21 protein-coding genes are annotated in these 21726 nt (G+C 60.0%); 16 read left to right on the top strand and 5 right to left on the bottom strand.

Annotated features, from left to right (window positions below):
* Positions 1-62: 62 nt before the first annotated feature.
* Positions 63-575, top strand: a complete 513-nt coding sequence (locus tag ACO9S2_RS01055) for an Hsp20/alpha crystallin family protein (RefSeq protein ID WP_423719903.1) — start codon at positions 63-65, stop codon at positions 573-575.
* Positions 576-836: 261 nt separating this feature from the next.
* The gene (locus tag ACO9S2_RS01050) at positions 837-3572 is read left to right on the top strand and encodes an AMP-binding protein (RefSeq protein WP_423719902.1); all 2736 of its coding nucleotides are present in this window, start codon (positions 837-839) and stop codon (positions 3570-3572) included.
* A gap of 70 nt (positions 3573-3642) precedes the next feature.
* On the opposite strand, the gene ACO9S2_RS01045 is transcribed toward ACO9S2_RS01050, so the two are convergent.
* Complete coding sequence (locus ACO9S2_RS01045; protein ID WP_423719901.1) at positions 3643-4584, bottom strand: M28 family peptidase; 942 nt, start codon at positions 4582-4584, stop codon at positions 3643-3645.
* A 341-nt stretch (positions 4585-4925) separates the two neighbouring features.
* Here ACO9S2_RS01045 and ACO9S2_RS01040 point away from each other — a divergent pair, with 341 nt between their 5' ends.
* Both ACO9S2_RS01040 and dnaJ read left to right on the top strand, forming a co-directional pair.
* Positions 4926-5387: a YbhB/YbcL family Raf kinase inhibitor-like protein gene (locus tag ACO9S2_RS01040; protein WP_423719900.1), complete on the top strand. Its 462-nt coding sequence runs from the start codon at positions 4926-4928 to the stop codon at positions 5385-5387.
* Positions 5388-5725: 338 nt separating this feature from the next.
* Positions 5726-6877, top strand: coding sequence for a molecular chaperone DnaJ (gene dnaJ, locus ACO9S2_RS01035; RefSeq protein ID WP_423719899.1), 1152 nt, complete (start codon positions 5726-5728; stop codon positions 6875-6877).
* A gap of 109 nt (positions 6878-6986) precedes the next feature.
* Here the strand turns inward: dnaJ and ACO9S2_RS01030 are convergent, their stop codons facing one another.
* Together ACO9S2_RS01030 and ACO9S2_RS01025 are read right to left on the bottom strand one after the other, a co-directional pair.
* The gene (locus tag ACO9S2_RS01030) at positions 6987-7205 is read right to left on the bottom strand and encodes a hypothetical protein (protein ID WP_423719898.1); all 219 of its coding nucleotides are present in this window, start codon (positions 7203-7205) and stop codon (positions 6987-6989) included.
* 930 nt (positions 7206-8135) lie between these two features.
* The gene (locus tag ACO9S2_RS01025) at positions 8136-8363 is read right to left on the bottom strand and encodes a hypothetical protein (protein ID WP_423719897.1); all 228 of its coding nucleotides are present in this window, start codon (positions 8361-8363) and stop codon (positions 8136-8138) included.
* A gap of 283 nt (positions 8364-8646) precedes the next feature.
* Between ACO9S2_RS01025 and ACO9S2_RS01020 the strand changes: the two genes are divergently transcribed.
* The 4 genes from ACO9S2_RS01020 to ACO9S2_RS01005 all read left to right on the top strand — a co-directional run bounded on the left by ACO9S2_RS01020 (position 8647) and on the right by ACO9S2_RS01005 (position 12428).
* Positions 8647-10686 (top strand): PAS domain S-box protein, encoded by a 2040-nt coding sequence (locus ACO9S2_RS01020; RefSeq protein ID WP_423719896.1) that lies wholly within the window; start codon positions 8647-8649, stop codon positions 10684-10686.
* On the top strand, positions 10683-11330 hold the full coding sequence (locus tag ACO9S2_RS01015; protein WP_423719895.1) for a response regulator: 648 nt from the start codon (positions 10683-10685) through the stop codon (positions 11328-11330). Before ACO9S2_RS01020 ends, ACO9S2_RS01015 begins: the two co-directional genes overlap by 4 nt.
* Before the next feature lie 271 nt (positions 11331-11601).
* Complete coding sequence (locus ACO9S2_RS01010; RefSeq protein WP_423719894.1) at positions 11602-12054, top strand: response regulator; 453 nt, start codon at positions 11602-11604, stop codon at positions 12052-12054.
* Between the two features lie 83 nt (positions 12055-12137).
* Positions 12138-12428, top strand: coding sequence for a hypothetical protein (locus ACO9S2_RS01005; RefSeq protein ID WP_423719893.1), 291 nt, complete (start codon positions 12138-12140; stop codon positions 12426-12428).
* Between the two features lie 65 nt (positions 12429-12493).
* Here the strand turns inward: ACO9S2_RS01005 and ACO9S2_RS01000 are convergent, their stop codons facing one another.
* Entirely contained in the window at positions 12494-13429 is a 936-nt protein-coding gene (locus ACO9S2_RS01000) for a SufB/SufD family protein (protein ID WP_423719892.1), read from the bottom strand.
* Entirely contained in the window at positions 13416-14144 is a 729-nt protein-coding gene (locus ACO9S2_RS00995; RefSeq protein ID WP_423719891.1) for an ATP-binding cassette domain-containing protein, read from the bottom strand. Before ACO9S2_RS00995 ends, ACO9S2_RS01000 begins: the two co-directional genes overlap by 14 nt.
* Before the next feature lie 308 nt (positions 14145-14452).
* Between ACO9S2_RS00995 and ACO9S2_RS00990 the strand changes: the two genes are divergently transcribed.
* The 8 genes from ACO9S2_RS00990 to ACO9S2_RS00955 all read left to right on the top strand — a co-directional run bounded on the left by ACO9S2_RS00990 (position 14453) and on the right by ACO9S2_RS00955 (position 21509).
* The gene (locus ACO9S2_RS00990; RefSeq protein WP_423719890.1) at positions 14453-15040 is read left to right on the top strand and encodes an NAD(P)H-dependent oxidoreductase; all 588 of its coding nucleotides are present in this window, start codon (positions 14453-14455) and stop codon (positions 15038-15040) included.
* Between the two features lie 193 nt (positions 15041-15233).
* The gene (locus tag ACO9S2_RS00985) at positions 15234-15974 is read left to right on the top strand and encodes a Tll0287-like domain-containing protein (protein WP_423719889.1); all 741 of its coding nucleotides are present in this window, start codon (positions 15234-15236) and stop codon (positions 15972-15974) included.
* A 376-nt stretch (positions 15975-16350) separates the two neighbouring features.
* Positions 16351-16833 (top strand): aminoacyl-tRNA deacylase, encoded by a 483-nt coding sequence (locus ACO9S2_RS00980; protein WP_423719888.1) that lies wholly within the window; start codon positions 16351-16353, stop codon positions 16831-16833.
* A gap of 3 nt (positions 16834-16836) precedes the next feature.
* Positions 16837-17373: a universal stress protein gene (locus ACO9S2_RS00975; RefSeq protein WP_423719887.1), complete on the top strand. Its 537-nt coding sequence runs from the start codon at positions 16837-16839 to the stop codon at positions 17371-17373.
* Between the two features lie 724 nt (positions 17374-18097).
* Positions 18098-19051 (top strand): hypothetical protein, encoded by a 954-nt coding sequence (locus ACO9S2_RS00970; RefSeq protein ID WP_423719886.1) that lies wholly within the window; start codon positions 18098-18100, stop codon positions 19049-19051.
* A 94-nt stretch (positions 19052-19145) separates the two neighbouring features.
* Positions 19146-19283, top strand: a complete 138-nt coding sequence (locus ACO9S2_RS00965; protein ID WP_423719885.1) for a hypothetical protein — start codon at positions 19146-19148, stop codon at positions 19281-19283.
* Positions 19284-19576: 293 nt separating this feature from the next.
* A complete protein-coding gene (locus tag ACO9S2_RS00960; RefSeq protein ID WP_423719884.1) occupies positions 19577-20890 on the top strand; it encodes a two-component system sensor histidine kinase NtrB in 1314 nt (437 codons plus the stop codon).
* A complete protein-coding gene (locus tag ACO9S2_RS00955) occupies positions 20865-21509 on the top strand; it encodes a response regulator (RefSeq protein WP_423719883.1) in 645 nt (214 codons plus the stop codon). The genes ACO9S2_RS00960 and ACO9S2_RS00955 overlap by 26 nt, the downstream gene beginning before the upstream one ends.
* Positions 21510-21726 lie beyond the last annotated feature (217 nt).

Genomic DNA, 21726 nt, shown 5'->3' with positions numbered 1-21726 from the left:
GGCCGGATGCCAAGAGACAGTAGGTCTCGCCACATACCATAACCCACCAAGGAGGAGAGACGATGACGAAAGCCACTACTGAGGAAAAGGAAGACAAAGCTGTCGCAACGAAGAAACCCAGCGAGGTGGTGTCGCGCGGAGAAGAGTTCGAACATTGGGTGGAGCGTTTTATGGAGGACATGTGGCGCCGTCCATTCCCGAGTCTCTTCGGGCGGGATCGGTGGTTGCCCGTTCGGCCCCTGGGAATCCGGATGCCGTCGCTCGATGTCTATGAGGAGAAAGACAGCGTGGTGGTCAAAGCCGAACTGCCGGGCATGAAAAAAGAAGAGATTGAGGTGAGTCTCACCGGGGAGAACCTGACGATCAAAGGGGAAAAGAAAGAGGACAAGGAAGTCAAAGAGGACGACTACTATCGCCGGGAGCGCTCCTACGGCTCGTTCTTGCGGACGGTCTCCCTGCCGTGCGAAGTGAAGAGCGGCGAAATCAAGGCCTCATTCAAAGACGGAGTCCTGGAAATCCGGATGCCGAAGACGGAAGAAGCCAAGAAGAAAGCCGTGTCGGTCAAAATCGATTAGTTGTTCTGAGAAAGTCCTACGTATGGCCTGCAGCGGGCGAGGCGCCCGGAACACCGCGCCTCACCCGCTCTGGTTTGATTCAGGCGACTCACAATGGTTCCGATCTTCTTGTATGACGCTATGTCTGCTGAAGTCTTCGAACTGATCCTCGCCGGCGCCGTGGTTGCGGTGCTCTTCTGGATATTCTGGAAGAAAGGGAAGTCGGACTAAGCTGGCCCGTCCCGGATGATTCAGGTCCGATGGTTCAGCGGAGTAAAAGGCGTGGCCGATCCCGTTCCCCTCACAGGAATCCTCGAGTCCATCCCCGAAGCGGTTGCGGCAGCGGTCCGCCGGTCCGGCGGACGCGTTGCGCTGCAGATCAAGGAGGCAGGTGAGTACAGACGCTATACCTACGAGGAACTCGATCGTCTGGTCACAACCCTGTCTTCTTCATTGTCCTCTCTCGGCTTTTGTCCAGGTCAACGGGCCGCGATCTTGTTGGAGAACCGGCCCGAATGGGTCATTGCCTACTTCGGGATCCTGTCATCCGGCGGGACCGCAGTCCCGTTAGATATCCAACTCACCAGCCAGGAGATCCAGTCTCTGCTCGCCCGGTCCGGCAGCCGGTTCCTGTTTGTGAGCAGCAGGACGCGGCCACTGATCGGCACAGCATCGCTTACCGATGTGACGATCGTGACGGTGGATCAACCGGAGGCCTGGGCCCTGCGTAGCCTGCAGGAACTGCTCCGGGAGGAGGGGGGTGCCGGGACTGGGGGTAAAGCCGTGACGGTGCATCCGGACGATATTGCCGCGCTCCTCTATACCTCCGGGACGACCGGGGAACCGAAAGGCGTGCTCCTCTCCCACTGGAACCTGGTGTCGAACGCCAGGGGGTTGATCATGTCCGGCTTGGCCGGCCCCGATGACCACTTCGTGGCCCTGCTCCCGCTCCATCACGCCTATCCCTTCATGGTGAGCTGTCTGGTGCCGTTGCTGCTCGGGGCCGAGATTACCTTCGCGCCCACGCTCAAAGGGCCGGAGTTGCTGGAGTGCCTGCGCGAGGCCCGCATCACGTTCTTTGTGGCAGTCCCGCAGGTCTATGCCATGATCCGTCGCGCCCTCGGGGAAGAGATCAGCCGTCGCCCGGCGCTGACCCGGGCCTTCGTCAGGCTGTTACTGCCTTGTTCCGGATGGCTGCGGCACCACCTGCGGATCAATCCCGGGCGTACGTTCTTTGCCCCCGTGCATCGTCGGTTCGGGCCCTCGCTGAGGATCATGACCTGCGGAGGGGCGAGGCTCGATCCGGAGGCCGCCGAAGAGTTCCACCGATTCGGATTTACTCTGCTCGAAGGCTACGGTCTGACGGAGACGGCGCCGGTCATCACCTTCAATCCAGGCAGGAAGCCTAAGTTCGGTTCCGTGGGGTTGCCGATCCCGGGAGTCGAGGTCCGCATTGCAAATCCGGACGAGCAGGGGATCGGAGAAGTGACGGTTCGGGGTCCCAATGTGATGCTCGGGTATGACGGCAATCCCGAGGCCACGGCCGCTTCGTTCATCGACGGGTGGTTCCGTTCCGGGGACCTCGGCTATCTGGATGGCGAGGGGTATCTCCACCTCACGGGTCGCGCGAAGGAACTCATTGTGACGGCAGGGGGCAAGAAGATCGTTCCGGAGGAGTTGGAAACTCTCTATGAGGCCAGCCCGTTGATCGCTGAAATCTGTCTCGTCGGAGCCGTTCGACCCGGAGAAGGCGAGGGACTCTACGCGGTCGTCGTACCCGATCTGAACTATGTGAAAGCGGAGAAGATCCTCGATGTGCGCCAGGAGGTGAAGTCCGAACTGGCCAGGATCGGGTGGTCTTTGCCTGTTTACAAGCGGATCAGCGGGCTGTCGATCCTGTCGAGCCCCTTGCCTAGAACCAGGTTGGGGAAGATCAAGCGCTATCAGGTGGCGGCTCTGGTCGAGAGCATGGGGAGGGGGATGGCTCAGCCGGGCTCGCTCTCCGAGGCTGACCGGCGGTTGCTGGAGACGGAAGCGGGAGTTCATGTCTCGAAGGCCCTGAGACCTTTCCTTGAAAAAGGGCGGGTTCTGTCGCCGGAGGATCATCTGGATCTGGATCTGGGCTTTGATTCGTTGCGGCGTCTGGAACTACTGAGTGCGCTTGAGCAATGGTATGGCCATCTGCCGGAGTCTCTCATCCGGAATGTGATGACGGTGCGGGACCTGATCGAGCAGGTGAGCGGGCAATCCCCCGGCGGCGCCGTTATGGACGCCGGAGGGAAATCCTGGCGAGATCTGCTCAAGGCCGATCCCCCGCCGGACATACGGGAGAGGCTTCTGAGACCTCCCGCCCCGCTGTTCCGGCTGATGCTCTCTTTCGCGCGGCGGCTGGTGCGACTGTTGTTTCGTGTGGCGTTCCGGTTACGGGTGACCGGCATTGAGCAATTTCCCGTCACCGGGCCGTTCCTGTTGGCGGTCAATCACGCCAGCTATCTTGACCCGTTTCTACTCCTGGTTGCGGTGCCGGATGAGGTCTCCGGCCGGGTGCACTTCATCGGGTGGGAACCCTATTTCCGCAGCAGGGTCAGTCGATGGATCAGCAGACTGGGTCGTGTCATTCTTATCGGAGCAGAGGCGTCGTTTGTGACGGCGTTGCAAGCTGCCGCGCTGGTTGAACGCCGTGGTGGAGTGCTCGGAATTTTCCCTGAAGGCCAACGGTCCATCGACGGGAACCCGCTGCCGTTCCAACCGGGGATCGGGATCCTCGCCTGCGAACTGGGCGTCCCGGTGGTTCCCGCCTGGATCGAAGGGACTTATCAGGCCTGGCCGGTCGGGCGAACGCTTCCCCGGTTTAGTCCGGTGTCGCTGGTTGTCGGCCCTCCTGTCCTGGTCACGCCGGAACTGATCCAACGCTGGCAACAGGAGGGATCTCCCGTCTATGAAGCGGCCACGCAGATGGTTCGTGATGCCGTTCTGGCCTTGGCTCCGCCCTCGCCCTCGATACCCCCTGATACATAGGAAGGGGTGGCGCGGTTCACGCGGTTCATATGTAAGAGTGGATTCGGCCTGGCGCCGATGTGCCGGTGCTCTAGCGGTCTGACTCCATCGTGCGGGAGGGGGCGTTCGCCAGCTCCGTTATGACGCGTTGGAGGCCGAAGACCAGGCGGGCCATCCGGGCGTAGTCCACCTTGTCCGGCGTGTCGGCGGCTGTATGGTAGTGGGGATAGCGATTTGGCGCCGTGTCTGTCACCATCACGGCCGGATAGCCTTCCTTCCAGAACGACCAGTGGTCGGACCAGGCTACGCCGGGAATCCATTCCCATACCGCTCCCCCTTCAGACGGAAATTGTGCGTGCCGGCGAAAGGCCGTGAGGAGCCGCCGTACCCAGGGGGCGCATTCCATGTTGCTGACAAACGCGATGAAATTAGCGGTGGAAGGATAGAAGAAACTCAAGGGGAACGGATAGCGCTGGCTTCCCGGCTCATCGGAGTAATAGCCGATCGTCTCCAGGCTCAGCATCAGCAGGATCTTCTCGCCCTGCGCACGGCTCTGTTGCGCGTAAACCCGGCTTCCCATGTGGCGGCTCTGAAAGAACGGCGGCTCTTCATTGGTAAAGGCGACGAATCGGACGGTGCGCGAGGGTCTGGTCCTGGCGAAGGCCCGTGCCAGGGCGAGCAGGGCGGCCACGCCGCTGGCGTTGTCGTTGGCGCCGGGACTGCCCTGGACTGAATCGTAGTGGGCGCCGATGAGAAGAATCTCCTCGGGCTTGTCCGTCCCTCGTACTTCCGCCTCCAGATTGTCACAGGCTTGGCCGGATACCTGGTACCTCTGCCGACCGACCTCGTAGCCGAAACCAGCGAGCGTCGCGTGGATATACTCTGCCGACGCAACGAGTTGCTTGTAATGGAACAGATTGCGCTCTCCGATGGTGCCGGCGAGCTGCTGCACGGAGGCGCGCAGGTTTTCTTCGAGCCTCCGCTGTTCGTCTGTCAGAGGAGGGAGCGGCCCTCGAAAGCTGTCGCCCGGCATGCGGATCATAGGGGCTATTGTTGCACAGTCCGGCAAGCCGGTGTAGAGCGGTGTTGCCCCTCCATGCCGCAGTGCCAGCTGGACTCTGTGGCAATCTCCCCCAGTTTCCTCTCCGGACCGAGCCTGACGATTAGTCTTTCCTCCAACTTCTGCTGGAGACACAGGGGTTTCCGTTCGCACCGCTGATCGTGTTCCGGGCACTGGTCTTGCTCGTCTTCCTGACATGGCCGTCAAGGATCGGGTAAGCTCTGTACTCGCACTGATGACGATCCGTTGCACCGTTGGTCATGCTTGTCATGGCGGCAGTATTTGCGGGTCGGTTGATAGGAGGGAGGAGACAGATGGCGTTTGAACTCACGAGCCCGTCATTCAGGGAAGGTGATCGTATTCCAGACCGGCATACTTGCGAAGGTGACGATCTGTCGCCGCCGCTTCACTGGGGAGTGCCGCCGGCCGCCACGAAAAGCTTCGTCCTGATTGCAGACGATCCCGATGCTCCGGCCGGCACCTGGGTCCATTGGGTCATCTACAATCTGTCTCTTGATCTGCGCGGGCTGCCGGAAGGCATTCCTGCCAAGGACCATTGGCTCAACGGAGCGCTGCAGGGTCTCAACGACTCCAAGCGGGTCGGCTACGGAGGGCCCTGTCCTCCGCCGGGCAAGCCGCATCGCTACTATTTCAAGCTGTATGCGCTGGATGCTGTCCTCACTCTGAAGCCGCGGGCAACCAAGAGCCAGGTGTTGGAGGCGTGCAAGGGGCATGTGCTGGCAGAGGCCCAGCTCATGGGACGATTTTCCCGCTAGCAGGATGCTGAAAAAGTCCTCCGGCGGCGTTCTCGCATCGTTCAGAGCCTCAACGTACGGGGGAGATCACTGGAGGCAAAGTACTTCTCCGCTCGCAGGCGATCGAAGCGAGCGGATCAAGCGAATCTTGGTCTGTACCTCCTCTGCCCTTCCCTCACTGCGGCCTTGCCTGCGGAATGGGGCGTCTTGGCGCGCCGGGGTCGGGCGGGTGAGAACCGGGAGCTTTTTGAGCATCCTGCAGGATCGTGCTCTGTTGTTCCGATCATTCAGACTATTTGATTTCCCGTTGAGCGAACTCGTTTTTCCGTAACCTGCCAGGGAGGAGAGAGGAGTCGTCAGTGGCAGAGACTGAGACCAAGAGAGACTACTATGAGGTGCTTGGCGTAGATCGGTCCGCGACCCGCGAGCAGATCAAGCACGCCTATCGGCGGTTGGCGCTGCAGTACCATCCTGACAAGAACAAGGATCCCGCCGCGGCGGCGAAGTTTCGCGAGCTCGCGGAGGCTTACGCCGTGCTCTCCGATGACACGAAGCGGAAAGAGTACGATGCGACGGGTCACGTCGGCGTGAGCGAACGATGGTCGCAGGATGACCTCATGCGGGATTTCCAGTTCGGGGACTTCTTCGGCGGCCGCTTCGGCGATCTCTCGGGCATGTTCGGGGATCTGTTCGGCCGCCGCACGAGGCCTGGTGCAGGCGCGGCGAGAGGGGTGGATCTTCGATATGATCTGGAGCTCACGCTGGAGGAAGCGGCTCGCGGGGGAGAGCGCGAGATTCAGATCACACGATCAGAGAGGTGCGGGCCTTGCGGAGGCAGCGGCGCCAAGGCTGGCACCAAGCCGCTCTTCTGCCAGGATTGCAAGGGAACCGGGCAGAAGCAGGAGGTGAAGACGAAGAAGGATATGCGGCTCGTGACGTTGACTACGTGTGCTCGCTGCCGGGGGCGCGGACAGATTGTGGAATCTCCCTGCCCGATCTGTCAGGGAAACGGCTATCAATTTCTCCCGCACACGTTGAAGGTGAAAATTCCTCCAGGAGTCGATGACGGCATGATGATCCGTTTGGCCGGTCAGGGAGAGGCGAACGCGAATGGAGGGGCCCCGGGGGATCTCCTCATCCGTCCGCATCTCCGGCGCCACCCCCTATTTGAACGTCATGGCGACGATCTCTATATGGTTCAGTCGGTCACATTTCCTGATGCGGCGTTGGGGAGAAAGCTACGCGTGGCGGGGCTGGAGGGGGAGGCCTTACACGTTACGGTTCCGGCAGGAACCCAGAACGGCACCGCGCTCCGGTTGAACGGGAAAGGCATGCCCAAAGTTGGAGGAAGAGGGAATGGCGATCTGTTTGTGGTCGTGGAGGTCCGGACTCCGACCGATCTGACCGAACGCGAGCGAGGGCTCTTGCAGGAACTGGCGAAGTTGCAGCAGGCGCAGTCACGGGAAGAAGCGCCACCCCACACCTCACAGCCGTACACGCAGGAAGCGTGAGTAAACCGGTTGCATTCCTTCGTTCACAAGGGGGCTTCAGACCGGGCGGGAACAGATGAGGTGGTATGTAGTGAGCTGGCGGACAGGATGTTCGTGACGTTCCAATGTTCTAGATGTACTGTCTCAATGCTTCCTTGGCTTTGGTAAAACATGTCGGGCAGTAGGTGTGTGTGTGAAGGATATCGGTCGGGTTCACGCCATGGGTTTCGCGATATGTCCGCTGGGTAACCCAGTGGACGTGATCGACGGGAGATCCTGTCTCATCTCGAATGAATCCGCAGAGACAACAGACGGCGAGCAGCGTCGGAGCGATGAATGGTTCGCTCATCGAAGCAGAAGGAGCCTCACGAACGGTTCGAGCGAGCAGTTTTTTAAGAGACATATGCCACCCTGTTGTTCATTCACGCGTCCGAAGGAGGCCGGCGTCTTCGTTGCCTGATTCGGCCACGCCACGAAAGGCTCGGTCTTACAGGGATTCTTATAATCGCCTACAGCCATATACGGAACTGGGGCGCCTGCCAGTTCCAGTGGATCAGTTTACTAGCGTCTGAAGATTTGGACGGGAGTCTGCGGGGGGAGGGTCCAGAAGAGCCGGACCGGTTCCTTCACTCATTCCTGAGCAATTGGCCGGGTGTGTTGCTGGAAGCTGCGGCGCTGGCGATTTCTCTTACATATCGATTGTACCCTGCGAGTCATCCCCCAACTGGTCGGTGCCGGAGATCCTATCCGAAGATTCTCATGTGCCGATTCCAGGCATCGAGACGGAAGTGTGCGGAGAAAGCAGGATCACGATACGGGAATGGGGCAGGCCCCTCCGGTCAGGGAGGCCGAATCCTTTCAAGAGGAGCGGATTGGCGGAGTCGCCGATCGTGCGGGATCGATGGAATTGTTGCCAGTTCTGCGCTGCCTGGCGTTCCCGTAAGGTTTCAACGATGTCCTGGCAATGCCGGTGCAGTGGAGCGGTGACGCCCCGCTCTGTTCCTATACTCCGTGCAGTGCATTCCAATTGTGTAAGCAAGGCTATCGCTCGCCGGTTCATGTGTAAGACTTGCAAAGCAGGTGACAGCACGACGATGCCGGGTCCGGTCGCCTCTCGTTCCAGATTCACTGCGATGGCTCCTTGTTTCATGTGATGATGTCGTTGACGAGACAGTCGATGGTGTGGGGCGGGATGACGAGGACGCAACGAACGGCATGGATGGCTCAGTGACATATGGAAACATGCGTGTGACCGGCTCGATCCGCATTCAGGCCGGCATCAGGCGCCTGCTTCGACAGACTGAAGCGGTGCGAGCGAGAGGAGGTAGAGGAACGGACCTGGGTGCTGGAAGCTGAGGGTGCCTTCTCGCGTCAGCCGGTCCACGGCGTCAAAGACTTGGTTCCAGGAATAACCAGGTAGCAGATCGACGAGTTCATCCAGCGAGCAGGTGCCGACCCGGGCGAGTTGCTCGTGGATGGCCGATTCGATCGAATATGCCTGGGCCATAAAATCCTCCTCTGCACGACAAGTCACGAGTGGTGAAATCTGTGCGCCCTCTCGCGCGCAACCCTGTGGCTCAACTGACAGATAAATAACCCAAGGCCCTCTTCAGGGATACTAGGATGACCCCTTGTCCTGGGGAGAGACATTACTAGAGCCTGGTTTGCGACGGTTGGCCTGCTTGTCCGGTATGGGGAAAAGGCTTAGACTTGAATTCGTGAACAGCCCTTCAGCCGCGGGCGACGGCTTCTCAATGCCGCGGCCTATGTCATGCCGAGGAGGAGATTCTGTGGACGCGGCACGAAAACCCTCAAAAAGAAAAGCTACTGCCAAGACCGCCGCCAGGAACAAGGGTGCCAAGACGAGACCCGTAAGGATACTAAAGACACGGTCGCCTCTTCAGGAAAGCAACGCGTCTCAGACGCTGCGGGACGACGAACTCGACCGGGATCATCAGTTGGAGCTCGAAGCGGCCCATGACCGCGATGCGGACCTCTACGATTTCTCTCCGGTTGGCCATCTCACCCTGGATCGGGACGGCACGATCGTGGAGGCCAATCTGATGGCCGGAACGCTGCTCGGCACCAACCGGAAAGCGCTGATCGGACAATCGCTCGCGCGCTTTATCGCAGCGGAGGATGAGGGCATATTTCACCGGCATTGTCAGGAGGTCCTGAATACAAGCACACGACAAGCCTGTGAGGTGCAGCTACGGAAAAAGGCCGGCGCATCCCACTACCTTTATCTCAAGAGCCTTGCGGTCCACAAAGGGTCGGGGCGCTTCACCCACTGGCGGACGTCGTTCCTGGATATCAGTGATCGCAAACGGGCTGAGCAGGAGTCGGAGGCTCAGCGGGCGCAGCTTGAGGCGATCATCGGGGCAGCGATGGATGCCATCATCAGCGTGGATGAGACCCAGCGCGTCATCGTCTTCAACGCGGCGGCCGAGTCTGTCTTTCTCTGTCCGGCGGCAGATGCCATCGGGCAGCCGCTGGAGCGATTTATTCCACAACGGTTTCATGAGGCCCATCGGAACCATATCCAGACCTTCGCGAAGACTAAGGTGAGCACTCGCAGCGCGGGCCGGCTCGAGTCGCTGGTGGGGCTTCGGACCAATGGAGAGGAGTTTCCGTTCGAGGGATCCGTCTCACAAGTCACTGTCGGGAATAGCAGGCTCTTTACAGTGATTCTTAGGGATATCACCGAGCGCAAGGCTGCGGAGGAGGCACTCCGGTCTAGCGGCGCGTTCACTCGCACTGTCCTTAATTCGCTCTCCGCGCATGTCTGTGTGTTGGACAAGGACGGGGTCATCCTGACGACGAACGACGCTTGGAAAGAGTTCGCCCATATCAATTCGGATCGCGCGCTCACCGGTATCGATGTCGGGCAGAATTATCTGGAAGTGTGCCGGCGAGCGATCGCCGAAGGAGAGTCGATGGCACAGACGACTCTCGAGGGTATCGAAGCCGTGCTGGCGGGGCGTGCACCAATTTTTACCCAGGAATATGACTGTCATTCGCCGATAGAAGAACGCTGGTTTCTGATGCGCGTGACCCCGTTGAAAGGGGCGCAGGGCGCCGTTATCTCCCATACGGATATCTCAGAGCGGGTCAGAATGGCACGGGCGTTGGAGCAGCACATCCTCCTGCTTGGCGAAAAGCGGGAGGAGATGGAATCCCTGGCGGGGAAGCTGATCGAGGCCCAGGAACAGGAGCGCAAGCGGATCGCGCGCGAATTGCACGACGACTTCAATCAGCGACTGGCGGCGCTGGCCCTCGAACTGGAGGCGCTAGAACGTCTCTCCATTGGCCACTCCCCTGACTTGATCCCCAGGCAGCTCGCGGGGATTCGCGCCGACCTCGGGCGGCTCTCCGATGACCTGCATGATCTCGCGTACAAGCTGCATCCCTCGTTGATTGAGCATGTCGGCTTGGAGGTCGCCATGCGGGACCATGTCGCCGAGTTTACGAAGCGGACGGGGGTGCCCGTGACGTTCACTGCCCGCGAGGTGCCCGCGGCGCTCTCACCGGCGGTGACCACCAATCTGTATCGCGTGATGCAGGAGAGTCTCCAGAATGTGTTCAAGCATGCCCAGGCGAGTGCGGTCACGGTCAGGTTGAGCGGATCGTCGAAGGGGATCGGCGTGTCGGTGCGTGATAACGGCAAGGGATTCGACCTGGAGAATAAGGGCGCGCGGATGAAAGGAATCGGTCTCACAAGCATGCAGGAACGGGCGCGTCTCCTGGGCGGCTTTCTCAGGATCCATTCCCTCCCCAAGGAAGGCACGAAGGTCTGTGCCTGGATTCCCTCTGCGCGGGAGGACGCATGAAGAGGCCGCGCGTCCTCATGGCCGACGACCACTCGCTGATTCTTGCCGGTTTGCGGAAGCTGGTAGAGGCGGAGTGCGACGTGGTGGGCACGGTGGAAGACGGACGGGCGCTGGTGGAGGCGGCGGAAAAGCTGCGGCCGGACCTGATTCTGCTGGATATCTCCATGCCGCTCTTGAACGGACTCGAAGCGGCCCGCCAGCTTACGAAGCTTGTCCCTGAGAGCAAGCTCATCTTTCTGACCATGCATGCCAGCCCGACCTATGCGACGGAGGCCTTCCAGGCTGGGGCCTCCGGGTATCTCCTCAAGCGCTCCGCTGCGTCAGAGCTCAGTCTGGCGATCCAGTCGGTGCTCCAGGGCCAGCACTATCTCACGCCCTTGCTGACGAAGGATGTGCTGGATTCGGTCCTCAAGCCATCCACCGGCGAGCGAGGCAAGGCCGCCTCCGCCACGCTCACCGCGCGCCAGCGGGAAGTCCTGCAACTTGTCGCCGAAGGCCGCGGCACGAAGGAGATTGCCACGATCCTCAACGTATCGGTGAAAACGGTGGAGTTCCACAAGTTCCGCATGATGCGGCAGTTGGGCCTTCACACGATCGCCGACTTGACCAAGTATGCGATCACCCACGGCATCACCGGCATTTAGCGGATTACTGAACAGAGCATGTGGCGTATGATGGAGAGCATGCCCGTGGAACCGGTAGGGGATTGTCTGGGTCCATGCGATCCACTATGAGCTAGCAGCTCCGCTCTCCCACGAGATTCGTTTCACGGCTCACGTTTCACGCTTCGGAATCGGTTCCGCTCCTTAGACCTCTAGTAGGATTGGTTCTCAATACAAGGGGGGTTCCTAGTTCCAGCGTCTCTCCTAAGGACGCTAGGATGCGCCGTCTTGTCTGAGCGAAGGACGGCGGCGCATGGCAAAACCACGAATCCTGCTTGCGGACAATCATCCGGCAATACTAAACGCGTTATCCGGCTTGCTGGCAAACGGCCTGGGTGAGGTGGTGGCCGCCGTGACCGATGGCGAGGCGCTCGTGGGAGCCGCACAACGGCTGAAACCGGACATTATTTTCTCGGATATCTCGATGCCTGGGCTGAACGGCCTCGATGCCACTCGCACCCTCCAGACCTGTGCGCCGCAGAGTAAGGTGATCATTTTGACGAGTCATCAGGAGCCAGCGTACGTCACCATGGAGTTCAATGCTGGGGCTTGCGGCTACCTCCTCAAGAGAACGGCTATCTATGAAGAACTGTCTCAAGCCCTCACACAAGTGCTCGCCGGCGAGCGTTATATCGGGCGAGGGGTGAGAGAGGAATGGCCGCTTCACGACGGAGACGAAGCGTCGAGGCGGGTGCCGGAGCGCTAAAGGCGAGACACGGGGAATCAGAAGTTTCGTGCCGTGCCCGTCACGCGCTGAAGGGGCTGAGTGGTAGTGAAAGGGAGACTGTGATGGAGGAACAGCAATTCCGGGAGGAAGTCGGGGATGAGGTCTCTGGCCCGAGGATCTCCATGGCGCGGCGAAGCGGCGTATCAGGAGAAGCGGGGGCGATGCCGCCAAAGACAGAGGCGGCAATGGAAGCCGTAACGTTCCAGAATAGCAGCAAGGTCACGTTCATAAACACATGCGCTCACCAGCGGCTCATTGACGAGGTCCTGACCAGAGACGGCAAGCGGACCGGCAAGGTTCGATGCCTTGAATGTGGTGAGGTAATTGCCGACCCCTACCGGGGCGTGAAATGACTGGTTGAGCCAGTGGCTGGGCAGTTCCCCGTCGTTGGGGAAACGCCCGCCTGGAAGATCGCTCCTTAACGTAGAATCCCGCTCACGATCAGTTCGATTGCTTCCTCGGGACTCAGTCCCCGGGCCATTAAGGTTTCCAACTCCTTCTTATCCACACTCCCGATCGCGGCTTCGTGCGTGACTTTTGCTTCCGGGTGAAAGACCCGCACGATCGGGATGGCGCTGGCGTGGGCCTGGCCCTGCACGATCTCCATGCAATCGACGTGACCGCGTGCCCCTTTGGCATAGGCTTCGGTGATGCCGGTGATCTCGGCCTGTGCCTGATCCTCCAGCACCACACGGCTTTTGATGAGGCTGCGCGAGCGCTCCCCCCGGAGCATCACGGCTTCTTTCAAGATGATGCGGTCGGTCTTGTGGGCGAAGATCTTCGCGCTGAGTTCGGCTAGGCCCTCTTCCTCCACCTCGACGAGATAGTCGATATCCAGCCTCCCGACTGAGCCGGAGAGCAACGAGAAGTCTGAAAAGTAGCGGGCGCCTTTCCCGATCTTGATCGTCGCATGGGGCAGGACCTGCATGCCGCCGTGGGGGCCGTGGTAATGGCCTTCGGTATAGACCAGCGACGCCCCCGGACCGATCTCCATGACGGCCTGCATCCGGTGTTCTGCCGCTTCCGCGAAAGGAAAGAGACAGTGCGAGAGCACTCGCGCCTGTGCCCCTTCGCAGATCTGTACGTCGATCCTGATTTGTTGTACCCCGGTCGGGTGGGCGAGGCCGAAACACATGTGGATCGGCTGGGCGATCTGTGCCCCTGCTTCCACGATCAGTTTCCCGACGATGGCGTCCGGCGTTTCTTCCATTTCGACGCGGAGACCGGGTACTGTCCGCTGACTCAGGATGTGATGTCCATGAGCCACGACATGCGCGATGCGTGTATCGTCAAGGATGGCCGGTTCGGCTCCGACCATCGGGAGGGTGCGTCTCAGGTCGTCAAGCCCGGACATAGTTACAGACTTCCCCATCGCAACGAACGCAGGTCCGTCCGCGGAAATGATCGACGGCTTCGCGTGGACTGCCGGAGAAGATAATGCGCCCGGCGCAGAGCTGCGAAGCCCGGTCGGCGATGAGGGCGACTTCTTCCTGGTGCGTGATTAAGAGGACTGATCCCCCGCCTGCTTTCACGGCGCGAATGATGCCGATAATGTGATTGATCGAGAGCATGTCGATCCCCGCCGACGGCTCATCCAGGATGGCCAGTTTCGGCCTCATGGACAACACCGAGGCCAGCTCGATCCGGTGGCGTTCTCCGCCGCTGAGCGCTTTATCCACCCGGCGAGTCAGATAGCGTTCCGGATCGAGGCCGACTTGTCTCAGTGCCGGCTCCGGGGCGCCATCCGGTTTTCCCAGGGTGAGGTACTCGCGAACGGTGACACCTTCGAAACGGGCCGGCTCCTGCCATGCGAGCGTCAGGCCCAGCCTGGCTCGCTCATGCATCTTGAGGGGAAGCAGGTCGGTGCCATTCAAGAGCACGCGTCCGGCACTCGGCGCATAGCCCTCGCAGCCCATGAGGACATAGGCCAGGGTGGTTTTCCCGGACCCGTTGGCCCCGAGGAGTGCATGGATTTCTCCCGGTTGGACCGCCAGATTGAGCCGGTCGAGAATCGTATGGCGATCCGCCTCGTAGCTGAGCCGTTGTATGTCGAGTAGGGGATTGGACATTGTCGCACAGACTACTCCATCTCTGTACCTGCTGCATGAGCTGTGCCCGGAGCCTGAGGGCGCATTTGTGGGATAGAGACGCTAAGGTGGATCGTCAGCGTAGCGTTTTGCGGCATTCAGACAGGGGCGTCTGGGGAGTTCCTCCTCACCATGCCGGATTTCAGTGTCGAACGCATCGTGTCTCGGGTGGTGAAAAACATATATACCCAAGGACTTGTTACGATCGGAAAGCATGGCATTACCGTTGCGTTATCTCAAGGAGATTCAGGTTCAGAGGCTGCGATGTCTGTCATCTCTGCGGGGGCTGTATGGCTAAGCACATTACCATCATCCAAGGTCATCCTGATGCAGGTGCTCGCCATTTCGGCCATGCATTGGCGGATGAATATGCGAAGGGCGCGGAAGACGGCGGGCATGAGGTGAAGCGCATTGAGGTGGCCCGAATCGATTTTCCCCTCCTGCGGACGAAGGAAGACTTCGAGAAGGGGGTGCCGCCGGATGCGATCAAGCACGCGCAGGCGGCGATCGGATGGGCGGACCATCTGGTGGTCATCTATCCCCTCTGGTTGGGTTCCATGCCCGCGCTTCTGAAAGCGTTCTTCGAGCAGGTTCTTCGACCGGGCTTTGCGTTCGAGTATCAGAAGTCCGGCGGCATGGCGAAGAAACTGCTTACCGGCAAGTCTGCGCGCATTGTGGTCACGATGGGGATGCCGGCGTTCGTCTACCGCTGGATCTTTTTCGCGCACAGTCTCAAGAGCCTCAAGCGCAATACCTTCTGGTTCTGCGGAATCGGGCCGGTCAAAGACACCATCATCGGGTCCATTGAGGGGATGACCGAGAAACAACGTGCCGCATGGCTGGACGAGATGCGGGGGCTGGGAGATGTGGGGAAATAGTAGGACCGAGGAACGGTGGTGGTTCGCTCATCCTGTCATCCGTTGATCATTGAAGCCGGTTCGATGGAACACCTCGCATGTTGCGCCTGATGAGCTATCCCCATAGAATGCGCCGATGTTGGACGGGGCGCAGGTTGTTCGGCGTGGATGCGTGCCGTCCCAGTTCCCCTGGCAGGTTACACACGAGGTTCATATGATGAAATCCCTCATACTGGCCGGTATTATTTTGGGCTTTACCGTCGCTGCAAGCCATGCGGAAGAACAGAGCGAGGCGCGAGAAGCGGCCCGACTGCTGGCGGTACTGTTCGATTCTGGGCGCATGGCCGTCGGGAAGAACCAAGATCTCATTAACGATCCGGCGAAAGGGGACAAGGGATTCACTCCGGCGGTATTTGAAAAGCAGGCGTTGGCAGTCTTCGAAGAGCGAACCGGGATCAACCTGTCCGATCCCCATGCGAATGTTCCGGAGATGGCACGGCCGCTCCTCGCGCGACTGCTCGAAGAGGGCAAGAAAACGGTAGCCAGCTACCAGCCGGTCATCAATATTCCGGGGGTTCGGTATAAAGGCCTCATCCCTGCGACCTTCGGAACGGAGACGGCCGCGCGCTTTCAAAACTGGTCCGGTATCTATCTTCGGCAAATCGCGCCTGACCGGCTGTTGAGAAATCCCAAAAACAAGGCCGATGAGTATGAAGCGGGCGTGCTGAAAGCCCTGGCTGAACAGGCCTCCGGTGCAGGCAATACGAGTCCGAGTGCCGAGGTGACCGAGGGGGGGCGAATGTTGCGCGTCATGCTGCCCTTGTACTATGGCAAGGCCTGCCTGGATTGCCATGGGCAACCTCAAGGCGAGCGGGACATTTCGGGGTATCCGCGTGAGGGCGCCAAGGAAGGCGATCTAGGCGGGGCAATCAGCGTCAAAATGCCATTGAAATAACCGGCTGTGGCGAACGCCTTGTGGCCTGCGCGTCCTTCCGGGCGGGCACGGATTGAAACCTCTCCGCTGGTCCCGGTTTCCGCACGGCCGAGCTTGCTGGACATCCGGCCTTCGAATATCTTCCGGTTAGAGAAGAGTCTGAGCCCCTTTCCCTCTCACTCCGGCGGTCCCCTGTGCACCTCGTCAGTTGGTGACATTAACGGAGGGGGACAATGATTGCTGACATGGAGTATAATACGACTTCAAATTGTCCATCATGATCAGAGCGGAGTTGTGATCATGAGATGCGTTCCCGCCACAATTGCATCGTCAGTGTTCCTCACTCACTTCCAGATCGACCTCTCTCGGAAGTTTGGTCACCTCAGGAGGTGTCCTCATGTCCATTTCACAAACACTTAAAGCGTATCTTGATCGTGAACGGGTGCATTATGACGTGCTGCCCCACCCGGAGGTGTACCGTGCCGTGGCCATCGCTCAAACGCTTCATGCTCCGGAGAAGGAGATGGCCAAGGTCGTGATCGTGAAGGTGGGTGAGCGGTTCGTCATGATGGTGTTGCCGGCGAGCTGCCGCGTGGATCTCCATCGCCTCCGGGAGATCTTTGTGACGAACCATGTACGGCTCGCGACCGAGGATGAGTTCAAAGGTCTATTCCCCGACTGCGAGGTGGGGGCCATGCCGCCTTTCGGCATCCTCTATGGGCTTCCTGTCTATGTGGATCGGTCGCTTACCGAGGACGAGCAGATAATCTTTGAAGCCGGAACCCACTCAGACGCGATCCGTATGCGTTACTGGGACTTTGCCGCGCTCGTCTTTCCGGTGGTGACGGAGTTCCAACGATCACCCTCAGCAGTCTGGTGACATATGCTGCCACAAGATCCCGCCGCCGGATTTTCTCAGGGGAGTCGCAGTCGATCACGAATTTTAATTGGGGTCGATGACTCGGAGGGTTCTGCCCGGGCGCTTGGCTATGTGGGCAACCTCCTGCGCGATGCTCGCGACGTGCAGGTCACGTTGTTTCATGTGCTGAAGCCGATGCCGCGCGAACTTCTTGAGCATGGCGGATCCGAGGATCCGGCAGAGGAGAGACGCCTGGCGGAGGCCTTGCGCCGGGACCAAGAGGACTGGGTTCGCGCGGAAACCGCGATCGAGTCTCCGATTTTGGCGAACGCGTTGGAACTGTTCGGGAGGACCGGGTTCCCTTTGGAGCGCGTCGCGGTGAAGAGCGGCTGCGAAGATAGCGTCGCCCATACCATCCTCGATGAAGCACGCTCCGGCGGCTATGACACCATCGTGGTGAGCCGCCATGACTCGAATGGGCTCAACCGCTTGATGCACGGAAGTGTCACGGACCAGTTGCTCCGGGCCGCAGCCGGCTTCACGTTGTGGGTCGTGGAATGACCGGGACCCACGACCCGGGTTCCGGCTGAATCCTGGGCGCGTCTTCCTTGATGGATCGCATCATGTATGCCAGGTTGTTGTCTTGATCGTCTTGACGCCGTTTACATGGATTGTCGCGATGCGGGCCTCGTGCGATGAGAGTGACGAGCCGCACCAGGCCTGGAAGCCGGACACGAGCGCCGGCGAATACCATCATCGGAACGCGGCCTAAGACCAATCGTCACGCGTATGGGTTGGAGGCCCTCGAGGAAGCGAGCCGGGCAACTGCGCGGGCGGGTCCTGTCGTCGCAGCGGCCCGAGAGCTGCCATGTGATTGATGCGGGCATTCCAACCGGGAAATACCGAGTCAGCTCCTTGCCGTTGCCGCTCTTGACCGGTGTGTGACCGGGGCGTAGAGTAAAGACTCCTCTTACGAACCGCCTCAGACGGGGGTGGTGGCCATGATCCTCCGTGGAAGACAGATCCAACGGTGCGGACATGGCAAGTGCGGCCTCTTCTCCGATCACGCTTTCCCCATCAATCTAGCTGAGTTGGCGACGTCCGGCGGCCTTGGCCCATCCGGATGGGCCTTGCGACGGTGTCTCGCGTCTTCGCCATTTCAACACCGGGAGGTTCAACTCGTGTCCGACTGTAAGGACCGGAAACCGGTTCTTGTGGCTCGCGCAAGATGGCGCGGGGTGCGCCGGCCACGCGCCGAATTGCCCGATCCCGAAAGGAGGTCGTTATGCCGTACCGCTTCAACACCTTCGATGTGATCGTGGGAGTCGGGCTGTGCGCGATTGTCTTTGGCGCCCTGCTGTTTGTTGTCGCGGCCAGCGGGACGTTCCAGGCCGTCATCCCACAGCCCCTCTCGACTGACCAGCCCGCCGGCCGTGAACTCGGCATGACCTGGCTCCAGCCCGCCTTGGGCCAAGCCATTGTCGAGCAGTCGCTGTTCGAGCGCCGTGCCAATCAGGTCATGGCCCAATCCGCATCCGAGTGGAACCGGGCGACACTGGCGCATCAGGCCTTCCAATCGCTCCCGGGCGGTCCCTTCGGAGCCGTCAGCCAGCAAGCCGTGGCAGTCCCCGCTGAGCACATGGCCCGCGTTCAGGCGGTCATGGGGCGGGCGATCGTGAATTTCACTCAGCGCGGCATTCGAACCGGAGTGTTATCCGCAGATCAGTTTCGTTCGGGTTACAACATCCGCATGATCCGCGCGACCGAAGCCAGAGGGCAGCGCCTTGATCGCGAATTCTTCTCCACCTGGCAGGCGACTCTCGGGCGCGGGATTGTGGCTGCCATTCAAAATTACATTAGGCAGGCCGGCGCGATCCAAGAGCGGGTCGGGATGGCGCTTCTGCAGGTCGTGCGGGCTCAAACAGGAACGGAAGAAGTCCGAGCTGCGAAACAAGAGCAACTGGCAAGCCTCATCGTGGCCGCTGTCCGAACTGAAGCCTTGGCGGATCGGTTGACCGTGCTGGCGGCGCTTGAGGCCCTGCCAGAAGAAACGGGTGTCGTCTCTACCGAACCAGCCTCCTTGCCGGAGGTGCCGATGGGCGTCGTGATTGTCTCCAGCCTCATGTTGGCGGCGGTCTTTTTTGGCGGACTGTCGCTGGCTGCGCAGAGCAGAGAATCCAAATTCCTCGACGCGAGGAGAAGGGACGATGCCAAGTGGGTGTATCGCATCGCAGCGTGAAGGGCGAGGGAAAGGAAAGGACTCGCGCGGTTCTCACGCGAGTGTGTGACTTATGTCATGGGGATATTGGGGAATCGTGGGAGGTCTCCTGGCGATGGTGGCAACCTTATTCGTCTGCATCGATATCCTGTATCCAAAAGCGAAGGGGTTGCCGCCAGCACCGACCGGCAGGATTGATGAGCCGAAGCAGGCGGTGACTCAAGCCGCAGCCGGCCACCGTCAGGCTGCCTAGGTTCGTGGCCTAGAGACCTTCATCGCTGATATCAGTGAGGTGCTCCATGGTTGAGATCATCGGTCTCGGAACGATGGGTGCGCTCGTGTGGCTGATCGCCTGGTCGATGGCGGGCGAAAGCGAGTCTGAAAAGAGACGGATTGCGATGTCTCGCGAGGGGAGTCGCTCCGTCGAACCCGCCGCAAGCGACATACCAACGAGGCACGCCGCCTAATTTCAGCGATGCGCGGCTCCCAGGGAAGAGGGAAGGGGGGCTTTTGTCCGGACGGAAGCAGAACACTCTGAAGCGGGTAATGGCGGCTTCTGTCGTCTCGACGGCAATGCTTCTCCGGCATCTTGCCGGACGGATCACTCGACCGATGTATTCGCTGATGCGGCGGCTGTGCTGCATCGATATTCCGGAGGGGCCCAGCCGACCTCAGGGCGGCGGTCTTGACGGCGCCAATTGCGCCATCGCCGGATCGGAAGAGCATTACCGAATGGTCTGGAACCATTCGCTCCACCTGGGAATTCTTGTTGATTCCAACGGAATCATCCGGGATCTGAATCGGCGCGGTGAGATCAAGCTGTGGCGATCTGCCGCTCGTCTGCTCGGCACACCGGTGTATGCGCTGTTTCGCCCAGAGGATCAACTCCGGTTGTATGACTTGTTGGCTGAGGCATTCGCCTCAGGCAAGGAACGACCGGCCGGAGAATGGAGTGTGCCGGCTCCTACGGGGGACTTCTTTGTAATGGAGGTTGACCTCGTGCCACTCCGGAAGGGCGGTATGGTCGAGATGGTCATGCTGCAGTTGACCGATTGGACCGAGAAAAAGCTGCTGCAAGACCGATTGCTGCGATCGGAGCGTCTGGCATCCTTGAGCCAGTTTGCCTCCATGTTTGCCCACGACATCAGGAATCCCTTGGCCGGCGTCAAAAAGACTTTGGAACTGATGGGACAGAGAGTGGAACTTCAGACGGATCCGGTGCGACGCTGGTGCGAAGACCTCCAATTTACGATCGAGCAGCTCCAGGGGATGATCAACGACATGCTGGACGTGTATCAGGAGCATTACTCCGGCCTGCCGCTCATGACCTCGTCGGTGTGCCTCAACGACCTGGTCCACGAGGTGCTCCATCTCTTTCGACTGGAGGCCGAGAGCCGGGAGATTACGTTCAATCTCCGGTTGCCCGATGACCGTCTCATGCTCGAAGGCGATCGCCGGCGTCTCGAGCGGGTGTTGAGCAATCTGGTGCACAATGCCCTGAAGTTCTCGCCCCGGCGAGGGCTCGTTACGGTGTCTGCCTGGAGTGAATGCGGGGAGAACCCTGCGGATGGCGCGGGGGACGCAGCCGAAACGGGAGACCGTATATCTATTTCGATAGAGGATGAAGGGCCGGGCATTGACCTGGATGTGCTTCCGCATATCTTTGAGATGTTTTTCCGGCCTCAGGGCGGGCAGGACTGGCGGACCGGCCGAGGGCTGGGCCTGTATTTCTGCCGACTCGTCGTCGAAGGCCATCACGGGTCGATCCGTGCCGCCAATCGACACAATGGCGGCGCCAGATTCCAGGTTGAGCTTCCGGCGGGAAAATCGAGCCATGTCCATCACCTTGCTCATTGCTGAGGATCAACGGCTCTTCAGGCAAAGTCTGCGGTTGCTACTCGAGCGAGAGCCGGACTTGATTGTGGTCGGCGAAGCAGGAGACGGTCGCGAGGCCTTTGACCTGGCGATGCAACACAAGCCCGATATCGTGCTGATGGACGTCGATATGCCGAAACTCGACGGGGTCACGGCAACCAAACTGATTCACGCCTGCCTACCTGACACGAAAGTGCTGATGTTGTCTGTGCATGACGAGGATACACGGATTATCGCGGCCGTGGAGGCCGGGGCCTTCGGCTATATCTTGAAGGACGCCGACCATGCGGAGTTTTTGCACATTATCAGGGCCACCCATCGCGGTGAGCATGTGCTGTCCCCATTCATGCCGGACCGATTTGCGCGGAGCGCCGTGGCGGCCGTCGCAGAAGCGCGTGGCAGTGAACCCTCGCTCTTGTCGACCCTTACGGAACGGGAGCGGGAGATCCTCGCCTGTGCTGCGGCCGGTCGTGGCAATAAGGAAATTGCCGACCAGCTGTGTGTCTCGGTCGATACTGTGAAAACTCATCTGCATCATATCTATCAGAAGCTGTCCGTGAAGGGGCGAGTCGAAGCCGTGCTCGTCTATCTGCACACCACCTAGCGCGTCTGTATCCCTGCCCCGTGTCACCTGCCGGATGGAGGGAAAATCCATCCTTCCGGTAATAGTCTCTTTCTCACGTGTCTTTTATAAAAGAAGCTACCGTTGCGGAGCGCATTGCATGGTGCAAGATCACGGCCGTGATCGGCAACGAGCATACCGGTCTCAAGCGGGGAAGCGCTTCTGACCCGGGCGTGAGGAGATCAGTCACAGAAAGGAG

Origin of the sequence: Nitrospira sp. NS4, assembly GCF_049546785.1 — a bacterium.
Lineage (GTDB): Bacteria > Nitrospirota > Nitrospiria > Nitrospirales > Nitrospiraceae > Nitrospira_D.
Note: the sequence above shows the minus strand (reverse complement) of the source record. Positions and strands in the feature narration are given on the sequence as shown.